13 protein-coding genes and 2 tRNA genes are annotated in these 13543 nt (G+C 56.0%); 5 read left to right on the plus strand and 10 right to left on the minus strand.

Annotated elements, in window-relative coordinates; genetic code table 11:
- The first annotated feature begins 25 nt into the window (after window positions 1-25).
- Entirely contained in the window at window positions 26-673 is a 648-nt protein-coding gene (locus FDG13_RS09980) for a GntR family transcriptional regulator (protein ID WP_180127206.1), read from the plus strand.
- A 31-nt stretch (window positions 674-704) separates the two neighbouring features.
- On the opposite strand, the gene FDG13_RS09985 is transcribed toward FDG13_RS09980, so the two are convergent.
- Window positions 705-781: transfer RNA gene (locus FDG13_RS09985), tRNA-Arg, on the minus strand.
- 17 nt (window positions 782-798) lie between these two features.
- Window positions 799-875, minus strand: a tRNA-Pro gene (locus FDG13_RS09990).
- A gap of 127 nt (window positions 876-1002) precedes the next feature.
- Here FDG13_RS09990 and aat point away from each other — a divergent pair.
- The 3 genes from aat to FDG13_RS10005 are packed head-to-tail and all read left to right on the plus strand — an operon-like array spanning window position 1003 to window position 3323.
- On the plus strand, window positions 1003-1767 hold the full coding sequence (gene aat, locus FDG13_RS09995; protein ID WP_180127208.1) for a leucyl/phenylalanyl-tRNA--protein transferase: 765 nt from the start codon (window positions 1003-1005) through the stop codon (window positions 1765-1767).
- On the plus strand, window positions 1764-2501 hold the full coding sequence (locus tag FDG13_RS10000) for an arginyltransferase (RefSeq protein ID WP_180127210.1): 738 nt from the start codon (window positions 1764-1766) through the stop codon (window positions 2499-2501). The genes aat and FDG13_RS10000 overlap by 4 nt, the downstream gene beginning before the upstream one ends.
- A gap of 42 nt (window positions 2502-2543) precedes the next feature.
- Complete coding sequence (locus tag FDG13_RS10005; RefSeq protein ID WP_180127211.1) at window positions 2544-3323, plus strand: IclR family transcriptional regulator; 780 nt, start codon at window positions 2544-2546, stop codon at window positions 3321-3323.
- Between the two features lies 1 nt (window position 3324).
- Here the strand turns inward: FDG13_RS10005 and pbpG are convergent, their stop codons facing one another.
- The 6 genes from pbpG to FDG13_RS10035 all read right to left on the minus strand — a co-directional run bounded on the left by pbpG (window position 3325) and on the right by FDG13_RS10035 (window position 10617).
- Entirely contained in the window at window positions 3325-4419 is a 1095-nt protein-coding gene (gene pbpG / locus FDG13_RS10010; RefSeq protein WP_180127213.1) for a D-alanyl-D-alanine endopeptidase, read from the minus strand.
- 102 nt (window positions 4420-4521) lie between these two features.
- On the minus strand, window positions 4522-6060 hold the full coding sequence (locus tag FDG13_RS10015) for a 2-isopropylmalate synthase (protein ID WP_180127215.1): 1539 nt from the start codon (window positions 6058-6060) through the stop codon (window positions 4522-4524).
- A 224-nt stretch (window positions 6061-6284) separates the two neighbouring features.
- Window positions 6285-7097, minus strand: coding sequence for a CDP-diacylglycerol--serine O-phosphatidyltransferase (pssA, locus tag FDG13_RS10020; protein ID WP_180127217.1), 813 nt, complete (start codon window positions 7095-7097; stop codon window positions 6285-6287).
- Window positions 7098-7171: 74 nt separating this feature from the next.
- Window positions 7172-8188 carry a ketol-acid reductoisomerase gene (gene ilvC / locus FDG13_RS10025; protein WP_180127219.1) on the minus strand — a complete coding sequence of 339 codons (1017 nt, stop codon included), beginning with the start codon at window positions 8186-8188 and terminating at the stop codon, window positions 7172-7174.
- 22 nt (window positions 8189-8210) lie between these two features.
- Window positions 8211-8702 carry an acetolactate synthase small subunit gene (ilvN, locus tag FDG13_RS10030; RefSeq protein WP_078365766.1) on the minus strand — a complete coding sequence of 164 codons (492 nt, stop codon included), beginning with the start codon at window positions 8700-8702 and terminating at the stop codon, window positions 8211-8213.
- 112 nt (window positions 8703-8814) lie between these two features.
- Window positions 8815-10617, minus strand: coding sequence for an acetolactate synthase 3 catalytic subunit (locus FDG13_RS10035; RefSeq protein WP_180127221.1), 1803 nt, complete (start codon window positions 10615-10617; stop codon window positions 8815-8817).
- Between the two features lie 240 nt (window positions 10618-10857).
- Between FDG13_RS10035 and FDG13_RS10040 the strand changes: the two genes are divergently transcribed.
- Window positions 10858-11388, plus strand: coding sequence for an RDD family protein (locus FDG13_RS10040; RefSeq protein WP_180127226.1), 531 nt, complete (start codon window positions 10858-10860; stop codon window positions 11386-11388).
- 25 nt (window positions 11389-11413) lie between these two features.
- Here FDG13_RS10040 and FDG13_RS10045 read toward each other — a convergent pair whose 3' ends face one another.
- Window positions 11414-11752: a P-II family nitrogen regulator gene (locus FDG13_RS10045; protein ID WP_078365769.1), complete on the minus strand. Its 339-nt coding sequence runs from the start codon at window positions 11750-11752 to the stop codon at window positions 11414-11416.
- Between the two features lie 98 nt (window positions 11753-11850).
- Complete coding sequence (locus tag FDG13_RS10050; RefSeq protein ID WP_180127228.1) at window positions 11851-13527, minus strand: NAD+ synthase; 1677 nt, start codon at window positions 13525-13527, stop codon at window positions 11851-11853.
- Between the last annotated feature and the right edge of the window lie 16 nt (window positions 13528-13543).

Consider the following 13543-nt stretch of genomic DNA (forward strand, 5'->3'; position numbering starts at 1 on the left):
AATCTACCCAGCTTACAATTTCCACATGACTGCAAACGCTCTGGCTCCCCGTGCACTCTACGAAGAGGTAGCGGAACTCCTGCGCCAGCGTATTTTTGAACACGATCTCAAACCTGGCAGCTGGATCGACGAATTGAAGATCGCCGAGGCCTATGGCATCAGCCGCACGCCTTTGCGTGAAGCGCTCAAGGTGCTGGCGGCCGAAGGGCTGGTCACCATGAAGGTGCGCCGTGGCGCCTATGTGACCGAAGTCTCAGAGAATGATCTGGAGGATGTCTACCACTTGCTGGGCCTGCTTGAATCAGACGCAGCGGCGGTGGTGGCCCGCAAAGCCACCGACGAGCAAATGCTGAAATTGCAGGCACTTCATGACACGTTGGAACAATCGGTGCAACCAGAGCAAGTCAACCGGGAGCAATTTTTCATCATCAATGAGGAATTTCACATGCTGTTGCTGGAGATCGCCAACAACCGCTGGCGCAACCAGGTGGTGTCCGACTTGCGCAAGGTGATGAAGTTGCACCGCCACGACTCCTTGTTGAAATCTGGCCGAGTGGAAGCATCCTTACAAGAGCACCGTGGCCTGATGACGGCCTTGCTGGCGCGTGATCCCGCTTTGAGCCAGCAGCGTATGCTGGATCACTTCAAATTCGGCCTGAAAGCCGCTAGCTGATTTTTTGGGATGTTGGGGGCAACTGCGTTGATGGCCTGCCCGGAGGGGATCGAACCCCCGACCCACAGCTTAGAAGGCTGTTGCTCTATCCAACTGAGCTACGGGCAGAGATCACGAGAGATGAATGGTCGGGGCGAAAGGATTCGAACCTTCGACCCTCTGGTCCCAAACCAGATGCGCTACCAGGCTGCGCTACGCCCCGACCTCGCCATTGTAATGGCTCGAGAGCGGCTTTTTGCCCAAAACCCGGTCAGTTACCTCGTTGACCCAGACTTTTTTGTAGATGAACTGAGGTGTTTGACACCCGGTGCATCCCAATCCCACGCAGCATGAGTGAAAACGCACTGAGCCTTGCATGGCTGGAACCGGATGACGCGTTCCCTCCCGTGCACCACGCCTGGGGACACAGCTCGGACGCTCCCGGCTTGTTGTGTGCCGGTGGAGATTTGTCCGTAGACAGCTTGGTGCGTGCTTATCGGGCTGGCATCTTTCCGTGGTTCAGCCCGGGGCAACCCATTTTGTGGTGGAGCCCGGACCCCAGAATGGTGCTGAACCCCGCCGCATTTCGTCTACACACCTCTTTGAGAAAGACGCTCAAAAAGTTTGCCCACTCACCCCATTGCGAGATCCGGGTGGATTACGCCTTTGAAACCGTCATCCAGGCTTGTGCAGACAGCGGGCGTGGTGGGCAATCCGGAACCTGGATCGTACCGACCATGGTGCAGGCCTATGTGGCTTTACATCGGGCTGGCCTGGCACACAGCGTGGAAACCTGGGTACACGGAGAACTGGTGGGTGGTTTGTACTTTGTGGCGATCGGACGCGCCGTGTTTGGCGAGTCCATGTTTCACCGGGTGACCGACGCCTCAAAAATTGCCCTGGCTGCGCTGATCGCGTTGTGTCGCCACGCCGGGGTGCCGCAGATTGATTGCCAACAGAATACGCGGCACCTGGCTTCCTTCGGCGCGGCGGAAACGCCCAGGACAACATTTGTGCAAGCTGTCACTGAGACCTTGCGGCAACCTGCGCCCGATTGGCGGTTCTCGCCCCTATACTGGAATGGTCTTCTGACCCCTGCGGCTGCCAACACGTGACCCATTCCCAGCGATTTGTCTCAGACATTCAGTACTACTCGACTGCTGTTTACCCTTGCAGTTATATGGAAGGCCGCCTGGCCAGGTCCCAGGTGGCAGCCCCCAGTGAGGCCATAGACGCTGAAAAATACGACGTGTTGATACAAGCTGGTTTCCGGCGTAGTGGTTCTTTTGTGTACCGGCCACAGTGTGACAACTGCAAGGCTTGTTTGTCGATCCGTTTGCCTGTTGCAGATTTCAAGCCCAACCGAAGCCAAAAACGGGCCTGGGCCAAACACCAATCACTGACTTGCACGGTGATGAAACCCACTTTTTTGCCTGACCATTACGCCTTGTACAAGCGTTACCAAAAATCCCGACATCCGGGTGGTGGCATGGACATTGACGATGAAGCACAGTACACCGACTTTCTTGTGCGCTCCAATGTCCGGTCTTGGATGGTGGAATTCCGCGCGACCGTCCCGGGGCAGTCTGCGACGGAGCTCAAGATGGTGTCCATCATCGACCAGTTGAAAGACGGTCTGTCGGCTGTTTATACCTTTTACGCGCCCGAGCCGGGGCAAAACTATGGCACGTTCAATGTGCTGTGGCAGATCCAGCAGGCAAGGTCATTGGGTTTGAACTACCTCTATCTGGGCTACTGGATCGAAGGCTGCCAGAAAATGGACTACAAATCCTGTTTCAAACCCTATGAACTGATGCAAAACGGGCTCTGGTTGCCCACACACCCTTAAATTTCATAGGATAAAATATTCTGTTCATTTGTAGGAAGTCTCATGCAAAAAACAGACTCGGGGATACCCTCTGTACCCACCGTGCAAGTCATTGAGAGAATGTTCACATTGATTGACATTCTGGCGTCCCGGGAAGATGCAATGTCCCTCAAGGAAATCAGCGAAAAAGCTGGTTTGCACGCCTCAACGGCGCACCGCATCCTCAATGATCTGGCCACTGGACGGTTTGTGGACCGGCCACAAGCGGGCAATTACCGCTTGGGCATGCGCCTGCTGGAACTCGGCAATCTTGTCAAAAATCGGCTCAATGTGCGTGACGCTGCACTGGAACCCATGCGGGAATTACATCGCGTCACCCAACAAACGATCAATTTGAGCGTGCGTCAAGGGGATGAAATTGTGTATGTGGAGCGGGCCTACAGCGAACGCTCAGGCATGCAGGTGATTCGCGCCATTGGCGGCAGAGCACCCTTACACCTGACCTCGGTTGGCAAGCTTTTTCTGGCGTCTGACGAGCCACAAAGGATTCGAACATATGCCACCCGCACAGGTCTGAGTGGCCACACCAAAAACAGCCTGACCCAATTACCGGCACTTGAAAAAGAACTGGCCAAAGTCTGCCGCGACAATTACGCAACAGACAACGAAGAGCTTGAGTTAGGTGTGCGTTGTATGGCTGCCGGTATCTACGATGACCAGAGGAAATTACTGGCCGGCTTGTCTATTTCGGCACCTGCAGGACGAATGGACGAAGCATGGCTACCCAAACTGATGGCCACCGCCGCAGAGATATCCAGAAACCTGGGCTATCACTCGACCTGAGTTAGCCTCCGACGACGGGCACACCCACTTTGGCGGATACGCGCCGTTCACCCGATTCGAGCCAATGCCGAACGCGTTCAGCGTCACCGAGACGGCTGAGCTTGCCTGCTGAATCCAAAAACACCATGATGAGTTTGCGCCCTGCCACACTGGCCTGCATTACCAGACAGCGGCCAGCTTCGGAGATATAACCGGTCTTTTGCAGCCCGATATCCCAAGTGGGGTTCTTTACCAAACGGTTGGTGTTGTTGTACTGCAGTGTGCGCCGACCAACATCCACCTCAAAACCAGGTGAGGTGGTCAACTCCCGAAGCAAGGGATGCTGGTGTGCCATGTCTACCAGTTTGACCAAATCATGGGCACTGGACCGGTTGCTGCTGGACAGACCAGTTGGTTCAACATAGACGGTGTCTGCCATGCCCAAAGAACGCGCCTTGGCATTCATATGTGCCACAAACGTGGACAAGCCGCCGGGTGAAGTTCTTGCCAAGGCATGTGCAGCACGGTTTTCACTGGACATCAAAGCTAGGTGCAACAACTCACCTCGGGTCAACACACTGCCTACTTGCAGGCGCGAGCTGCTGTGTTTTTCGGTATCCACATCTTCTGAGGTGATGGCAATGGATTCGTCCATCGGCAAATGGGCCTCACTGATCAGCAAGCCCGTCATGAGTTTGGTCAAAGAGGCAATCGGCAACACAGCCTTGTCGTTCTTGCTGTAAAGAATCTCATTGGTCTGCTGGTCAACCACCAAGGCCACGCTGGATTTCAGATTGAGTTGATCTGACGCGGAATGCAAACCGGCGATTTGTCCGAAGGATGCCCTATCCACCACCGCCAGAGGCTTGGCTTGCACCCGTTTTCTAGCAATAACCACGGCCACACGCCGCTTGCTCTGCGCAACAACTTTTTTGGACTTGCCCGCCTTTGCCTTGGCTACCTGTGCCTTGCTGACATGTGCTTTGGTTGCGTTGGCCTTGTTGGTTGCAGCGTGTGAGAGAGACAGCGGTGCCAATGCAAAAGCAACACAAAGGCCGATCAGGCAGACCAAGCTCCGTGACTTTCTGCCCAATAAACGCTGCTGATAAATTGTCATGACCTTGGCTCCTCACCGCGCTAAACCGAAGGCCGCAGTTTAATCTGAAAAGTCTCGCCGTACCAAGTACTTGCGAGACTTTCTTAAACCAATGTGCGGTGTTTAACCTTGCGCGGCGACCCGTTCGGCCTGACTGCTCAATTTGTTCAATGCACTCAGGTAAGCTTTGGCCGATGCCACCACAATGTCCGGGTCAGAACCCACCCCATTGACCACACGACCACTGTTTTGCAGTCGCACCGTCACCTCGCCCTGACTCTCAGTGGAACCACTGATGGCATTGACCGAATACAGCACCATGTCGGCACCACTTTTTACATGAGTTTCAATGGCTTTGAGTGAAGCATCCACCGGGCCATTGCCATCCGACTCACCTGTCACTTCTTTGCCATCCACCGTCATCACCACCTTGGCATGTGGCCTCTCGCCAGTTTCACTGTGCTGCACCAGAGACACAAAACCGTAGCGGTCATGGCTTTGGGCCACATTTTCTTCACTGACCAGGGCCAGGATGTCTTCGTCAAAAATCTCGCTCTTGCGATCAGCCAAATCCTTGAACTTGATGAACGCGTTATTGATCTCCGCTTCACTCTCCATCGTGACACCCAGCTCCTGCAGGCGTAACTTGAACGCATTGCGACCACTCAACTTGCCCATGACAATCTTGTTGGCGCTCCAACCGACGTCTTCAGCTCGCATGATTTCGTAGGTATCCCGCGCTTTCAGAACACCATCCTGATGGATGCCGGATGCGTGAGCAAAGGCATTGGCGCCCACCACCGCCTTGTTGGGTTGGACCACAAAACCGGTGGTCTGGCTGACCAGGCGGCTGGCCGCAACGATGTGTTTGGCATCAATGCCCAGCTCCAGACCAAAGTAATCCTTGCGGGTTTTGACCGCCATGACGATCTCTTCGAGTGAACAGTTGCCGGCACGTTCACCCAAACCGTTGATGGTGCACTCGACCTGGCGGGCACCACCGATCTTGACCCCTGCCAGGGAGTTGGCCACCGCCATGCCAAGATCATTGTGGCAATGCACCGACCAGATCGCCTTGTCGCTGTTGGGAATGCGTTCGCGCAAATCCTTGATGAAGTTGCCGTAGAGCTCCGGTATGGCGTAACCCACCGTGTCAGGCACGTTGATGGTCGTCGCGCCTTCGTTGATCACAGCCTCAAAAACACGGCACAAAAAATCAGGGTCTGACCGATACGCATCCTCCGCACTGAACTCAATGTCGTCCATCAGGTTGCGGGCAAAACGAACCGCCAGTTTGGACTGTTCAAACACCTGATCCGGCGTCATGCGCAACTTCTTTTCCATATGCAACGGACTGGTGGCCAGGAAAAGATGCAGTCGGCCGGAATTGGCCGGTTTCAGAGCCTCTGCGGCCCGTGCGATATCACGGTCACTGGCGCGTGCCAACGAGCACACGGTCGAGTCCTTGATGACTTCGGCAATCGCCTTGATACATTCAAAGTCACCATTGGAACTGGCAGCAAACCCAGCTTCAATCACATCCACTTTCAGGCGTTCCAGTTGACGTGCAATGCGCAACTTTTCGTCGCGGGTCATGGAAGCACCTGGAGACTGCTCGCCATCGCGCAAGGTGGTGTCAAAAATCACTAACTTATCTGCCATGTTGTCACTCCTAAGTTCTCAATGAATTCGCAACTTCAATGTGTTCAAGCCAACAAAAAAGCCCGTTGCGAATGGCATACGGGCTTTTCAGGGTTGATGCACTCAAGCGCTAACAACTCCACCCGTCAGGTGATAGTAGTAGTGCCAGAGCTAGATTTTGCATAGAAACAATGTACCACAGGTCATTGGCGCCAATACACAAAAGGAGAGGCCTTGCAGCAAGTCTAATGGTGCAATCCGCGCTCTTCCGGTTCTTGCGTCGAGGTACTGATCACACTTGTCGGGATGCCTTTGGTCTTGCGCCAAAAGTAAACAACATAACCACTCAGGCCGTAGACCACAAAAATACCGAACAGCACGGTCGGTGGGTCAATGTTGATCAACGCAATAGCGATTGCGATCAACACAATCACCACAAACGGCACACTGCGCTTCATACGAACATCCTTGAAGCTGTAAAACGGCACGTTAGTCACCATGGTCAAGCCAGCATACAGTGATACCGCAAACATGGGCCAAGCCAGGCTGCTGCCAGAAACCCCCAGATCCGTTGCCACCCAGATCAAGCCAGCGACCAATGCCGCCGCCGCCGGTGACGGCAAGCCCTGAAAATAACGCTTGTCAACAACAGCGGTGTTGACATTAAAACGGGCCAGACGCAAGGCAGCACAAGCGCAATACACAAAAGCTGCCAGCCACCCCCAGCGGCCCAACCCCTTGAGCGCCCAGACATAGCTGATCAGCGCCGGAGCAGCACCAAAAGACACCATGTCTGACAAGGAGTCCATCTGCTCACCAAAAGCACTTTGGGTGTTGGTCATGCGGGCCACCCGACCATCGAGGCTGTCCAGAATCATGGCGCAAAACACACCGATGGCAGCCAGATCAAAACGCCCGTTGATGGCCATCACAATGGCATAAAAGCCACCAAACAGGGCGGCCAGCGTGAACAGATTGGGCAAAACGTAAATACCCTTGCGACGCTTTTTGGGCGGCACGTCGAGTTCGGCAAAGTCAGAGGTAGTCACATCATCCATTTAAGCGGCCTTTTGAGGGCGTCCATAATAACAAAAGGCCACCAAGGTGGCCTTTTGACAGCTTGGCGTACGCCTTAGTTGCGGGTCTGGTCCACCAGCTTGTTCTTGGCAATCCAGGGCATCATGGCGCGCAATTGTGCACCCACCACTTCGATCTGGTGATCGGCTGTGTTGCGGCGACGTGCGGTCATGCTGGGGTAGCCGGTGCGGCCTTCCAGAATGAACATCTTGGCGTAGTCACCATTCTGGATGCGCTTCAAAGCGTTGCGCATGGCTTCACGGCTTTGGGCGTTGATGACTTCGGGGCCGGTCACGTATTCGCCATATTCGGCATTGTTCGAGATCGAGTAGTTCATGTTGGCGATGCCGCCTTCATAAATCAGATCAACGATCAGTTTGAGCTCGTGCAAGCATTCGAAATAAGCCATTTCGGGGGCGTAACCGGCCTCAACCAGGGTCTCATAACCCATCTTGATCAACTCCACAGCGCCACCACACAACACGGCCTGTTCGCCGAACAGATCGGTTTCGGTTTCTTCTTTGAAGTTGGTCTCAATGATGCCAGCCTTGCCACCACCGTTGGCCATGGCATAGCTCAGGGCCAGGTCACGGGCCTTGCCAGACTTGTCCTGGTGCACAGCGATCAGGTGGGGCACGCCGCCGCCCTGGGTGTAGGTGTTGCGCACAGTGTGGCCAGGCGCCTTGGGCGCCACCATCCAGACATCGAGGTCTGCACGGGGCACAACCTGGTTGTAGTGCACATTGAAACCGTGGGCAAACACCAGCGAGGCACCAACCTTGATGTTGGGCGCCACATTGTTGGTGTAAACCTCGGCGATTTGCTCATCTGGCAACAAGATCATGACTACGTCAGCGATCTTGACCGCGTCATTGACTTCCATGACGTTCAGGCCAGCTTTGCCAACCTTGTCCCACGAAGCACCACCCTTGCGCAGACCAACCACGACCTTCACGCCGCTGTCGTTCAAATTCTGGGCGTGGGCATGACCTTGGCTGCCGTAGCCAATGATGGCAACGGTTTTGCCCTTGATAAGGCTCAGATCACAATCTTTGTCGTAAAAAACTTTCATCTATCTCTCCGTTGTAAAAAATTCAAACTCGCAAAATCCGCTCACCGCGACCAATGCCACTCGCGCCGGTGCGCACGGTTTCCAGAATCGCACCACTTTCAATGGCACTCAGAAATGCGTCGTTTTTGGACTGATCACCCGTCAGCTCAATGGTGTAACTTTTTTCGGTCACATCAATGATCCGGCCCCGGAAAATATCGGCCATACGCTTCATCTCCTCACGCTCCTTGCCCACAGCGCGCACCTTGACCATCATCAACTCGCGCTCCGTGTAAGCCCCCTCGGTCAGGTCAACCACCTTGACCACTTCAATCAAGCGGTTCAGGTGTTTGGTGATTTGTTCTATCACCTCTTCCGAGCCTGCCGTCTGAATGGTCATGCGCGACAGGCTGGGGTCTTCTGTCGGCGCCACCGTGAGGGATTCGATGTTATAGCCGCGGGCAGAAAACAGCCCAACCACGCGGGACAAGGCCCCAGCTTCGTTTTCCAGCAAAACTGCAATGATATGTTTCATGTGAATGACTCCTCTTTTCGCCAACGCGACAGCTTGCACTGTCGCCGCCCTCATCCACACACGGTAATGCGCGGACCTGGCGAGCAATAGATTTGTTCAGGTTGGGTTGAAATTAAAGATCTTCGGAGCCCATCAGCATCTCGGTGATGCCGTGGCCTGCGCGCACCATCGGGAACACGTTCTCGGTCGGATCGGTGCGGAAATCCATGAACACCGTGCGATCCTTGAGCTTGCGGGCCTCGCGCAGAGCGGGTTCCACATCTTCGGCGCGTTCAATCAGCATACCAACGTGGCCATAGGCCTCCGCCAGCTTGACAAAATTGGGCAAGGCGTCCATGTAGCTGTGGCTGTAGCGACCGGAGTATTCGATCTCCTGCCACTGGCGCACCATACCCAGATAGCGGTTGTTGAGCGAGCAAATCTTGATCGGTGTGTTGTATTGCAGGCAGGTCGAGAGTTCCTGGATACACATCTGCACCGAACCTTCACCGGTGATACAGAACACCTCGCTCTCAGGCTTGGCCAGTTTGATGCCCATGGCGTAGGGAATACCGACACCCATGGTGCCCAGGCCACCCGAGTTGATCCAGCGCCGGGGTTCGTCAAAACGGTAATACTGCGCGGCCCACATTTGGTGCTGCCCCACATCGGAGGTGATGTAGGTGTCGGCATCCTTGGTCATGTTCCACAGCGTTTCCACCACATACTGCGGCTTGATCACACCGTTGCTGCCATGATCGTACTTGAGGCAATCGCGTTTACGCCAACCTTCAATCGTGTCCCACCAGGCGCCCAGTGCGTGGGCGTCGGGCTTGAGGGTGCTTTCCTTGATCATGGCGATCAGTTCGGTCAACACCTCTTTCACGTCACCCACAATCGGAATATCCACGCGAACCCGCTTCGAGATGCTTGACGGGTCGATGTCGATGTGGATGATCTTGCGCTCGTTTTGCGCAAAATGTTTGGGGTTGCCAATCACCCGGTCATCGAACCGCGCACCCACCGCCAGCAGCACGTCACAGTTCTGCATCGCGCTGTTGGCCTCAAGTGTGCCGTGCATACCCAGCATGCCCAGGAACTTGCGGTCACTCGCCGGGTAAGCACCCAAGCCCATCAGCGTATGGGTCACCGGGTAACCCAACATGTCCACCAACTGGCGCAGTTCGTTGGAAGCATTGCTCAGCAACACACCGCCACCAGTGTAGATGTAGGGCCGCTTGGCCGTCAGCAACAGTTGCAAAGCCTTGCGGATCTGCCCGCCATGGCCTTTGCGCACCGGGTTGTAGGAGCGCATCTCCACCTTGTCGGGATACCCGTGGTAAGGCACCTTCTTGAAAGATACGTCCTTCGGGATGTCCACCACCACCGGGCCGGGGCGGCCGCTGCGTGCAATGTGGAAAGCCTTTTTCAGGGTCATCGCCAGATCACGGGCGTCTTTCACCAGGAAGTTGTGTTTGACCACCGGGCGGGTGATGCCCACCGTGTCGCACTCCTGGAAGGCGTCCATGCCAATCGCCGCTGTGGGCACCTGGCCGCTGATGATCACCATCGGGATGCTGTCCATGTAGGCGGTGGCAATGCCGGTGACTGCGTTGGTGGCACCCGGGCCGGATGTCACCAGCGCCACACCCACATCACCGGTCGCACGGGCATAACCATCGGCGGCATGCACTGCAGCTTGTTCGTGGCGAACCAGGATGTGCTGAACCGTGTCCTGCTTGAACACCGCGTCATAAATGTGCAGTACCGCGCCACCGGGATAACCCCAGATGTACTTGACGTTTTCGGCCTGCAGGGCCTTGATCAGGATTTCTGCGCCACGAAGCTCTTGCACACCCGAGTCATGGGCAGCTTTGCTGGAGGTTGCGGCTGAAGTGTTTGACACCGAAGTGGTTTCGGCTTTTGATATTTCCATGATGAACCTTTGTGAATTTCTCTGACGAAAAACCTTGGGTGCTTCTTTGCAAACACTTGTGGCGTTGCATCGAAACTTAAGACCAAAGCCACAAGCGTTATGAATAATTCGCCAGACTTTGATCCGTTTGCTTTAATTTGCAGCGTCGATTATGGCACCGCGCCGATCAATAACTCGAAAACTCAGCAAAATCAAGTAAAGTCATCAGCTTGCGGAACACCTTCCGCGTCTTGTCCGCCTATGTCAGCCATGTCTTTGCCATCCCCACAATCCCCTGAATCAGCCCCCCTCGCCACCCCCAGCCTGCGCCGACGCATGGCGTGCTGGCTGTATGAAGGTATGTTGCTGTTTGGTGTGGTGTTTATTGCTGGTTATCTGTTCAGCGCCCTGAGTCAGACCAAAAACGCGATGGACAACCGCCATGCACTGCAGGCCTTCATTTTTGTGGTGTTTGGCATTTACTTTGGCTGGTTGTGGTCCAAAGGGCAGACTCTGGCCATGAAAACCTGGCACATCCGTGTGGTTGATCGGCTGGGTCAACCCTTGACACAAGGCCGCGCCCTGATTCGTTATCTGTGCAGTTGGCTGTGGGTGCTGCCGCCGCTGCTGCTGGCCTGGATGTTTGATCTGCCTGGCGCTGAGGCCACGGTGATCACGCTGGGCTGGGTGGCGGTGTGGGCCATTCTGAGCCGCTTTCACCCGCGCCAGCAGTTCTGGCACGATGCGCTGGCGGGCACCCAGCTGGTGACTGCCCTGCCCCGCAAAAAGTAAGGCGGGGCCTGCCCAGACAGACGCGTTAAATCGCGGACTGGTCCAGTTCACCGGTGCGGATACGCACCACCCGCTCCACCGGGGTGATAAAAATTTTGCCATCACCAATCTTGCCGGTGTGGGCTGCCTTGACGATGGCATCCACACAACGCTCCACGTCCTGGCTGTTCACCACCACCTCGATCTTCACCTTGGGCAAAAAGTCGACCACGTACTCCGCCCCACGGTACAGCTCGGTGTGGCCTTTTTGACGGCCAAACCCTTTCACTTCGGTCACGGTCAGGCCGGTCACGCCACATTCGGCCAAACCTTCACGCACCTCTTCGAGTTTGAAGGGTTTGATGATGGCGGTAATTTGTTTCATGGATGTCCTCGTTGATGGTTAGATACGCAAGTTCCTGGTGCAACCGGCCGGGTGTCGGCGGCTGACATGCACCTTGATTGTGCATGAGAGCAGCTCTCTCAGGCCCGAAAGCGGTTGGTGATGGGGTAACGCCAGTCTTTGCCAAAACTACGGTGGGTCACCCGAATGCCCACCGGCGACTGGCGCCGTTTGTACTCGTTGATCTTGATCAGGCGGGTGACCCGCTCCACATCGGCACGCTCAAACCCGGCGGCAATGATCTCCTCGATGCTCTGGTCGTTCTCCATGTAACGCTCCAGGATCGCGTCCAGCACCTCGTAAGGAGGCAGGCTGTCCTGGTCGGTCTGGTCAGGCCGAAGCTCGGCACTCGGCGGGCGGGTGATGATGCGCTCAGGGATCGGTTCAGCACCGGTGCCATACGGGTCGTGCGCATTGCGCCAGCGCGCCAGACGGAACACCGTGGTTTTGGCCAAGTCCTTGATCACCGCAAAACCACCGGCCATGTCGCCGTACAAGGTGCAGTAGCCGGTGGCCATCTCGCTCTTGTTGCCAGTGGTCAACACGATGCTGCCAAACTTGTTGCTCAAAGCCATCAGCAGCGTGCCACGGATGCGGGCCTGGATGTTTTCCTCGGTGGTGTCCTCTGCCAAGCCCTTGAATTCACCGGCCAGCGTGGCTTTGAATGCCTCAAACTCGGGCACGATGGACAACTCGTCGTAACGCACACCCAGGCGCTTGGCCATCTCACGCGCGTCGATCCAGCTGATGTCGGCCGTGTAGGGCGAGGGCATCATCAGCGCGCGCACCCGATCTTTACCGAGCGCATCCACCGCAATCGCCAGCACCAAGGCCGAGTCAATGCCCCCCGACAAGCCCAGCAACACCGACGGAAAGCCATTCTTGCCAATGTAGTCACGCACACCCAGCACCAGCGCGTCCCACAGGTCTTCGTCGGGGGTCCGGTCGGGTGCGATGCTTGATACGATATTCATAGCTTCCTGCCCTTTATCTATAAGGGCTAGAAGGCTATTTTCTACAAAACTAGGGGCGCGCCCGGCCAACGAGCCGTCAGCATTCAGGATGAACGAGTGGCCCTCAAACACCACCTCGTCCTGCCCGCCGACCAGGTGGGCGTAGACCAGCGGCAGACCACACTCCAGCGCACGTTGACGCATCATCAACTCGCGCTCCTGCCCTTTACCCACATGGAACGGTGAGGCATTGATCACCGCCAGCAGCTCCGCGCCTGCATCACGCGTCTGGCGTGCGGGCTCAGCAAACCAGGCGTCTTCACAAATCAGCAGGCCGACCTTGACGGTGTGGCCCGCCTCCCCGGCCTCAAACACACACACTTCCTGTCCGGGCGAGAAATAACGGCGTTCGTCAAACACCTGATAGTTGGGCAACTGGCGCTTGGCGTAACTCGCCACCACCTGCCCCTCACGCAGCACACTGGCAGTGTTGAAGCGCTGCTGCACTGCCACTGACTTGGTGCGGCTGTCACCGCCAGTCGGGTGGCCCACCACCACAGAGAGGTCTTTCAACGGGGCCAGCGCCGCAGCCACGGCTTTCACGGCATCATCACAGGCAGCAATAAAAGCTGCGCGCAAAAACAGGTCTTCGGCGGCATAACCACAAATCGAGAGTTCGGGTGTCAGCACAAGGCGGGCGCCATCTTGGTAGGCCTGTTGGGCGGCCTGGATGATTTTTTGCGAGTTACCGGCCAGATCACCCACCACCAGGTTGAGTTGGGCAATACAGAGTTTGAGCGTCATGGAAAGCTTGGTGCAA

Origin of the sequence: Rhodoferax sp. BLA1 (genome assembly GCF_013416775.1) — a bacterium.
Taxonomy (GTDB): Bacteria; Pseudomonadota; Gammaproteobacteria; order Burkholderiales; family Burkholderiaceae_C; genus Rhodoferax.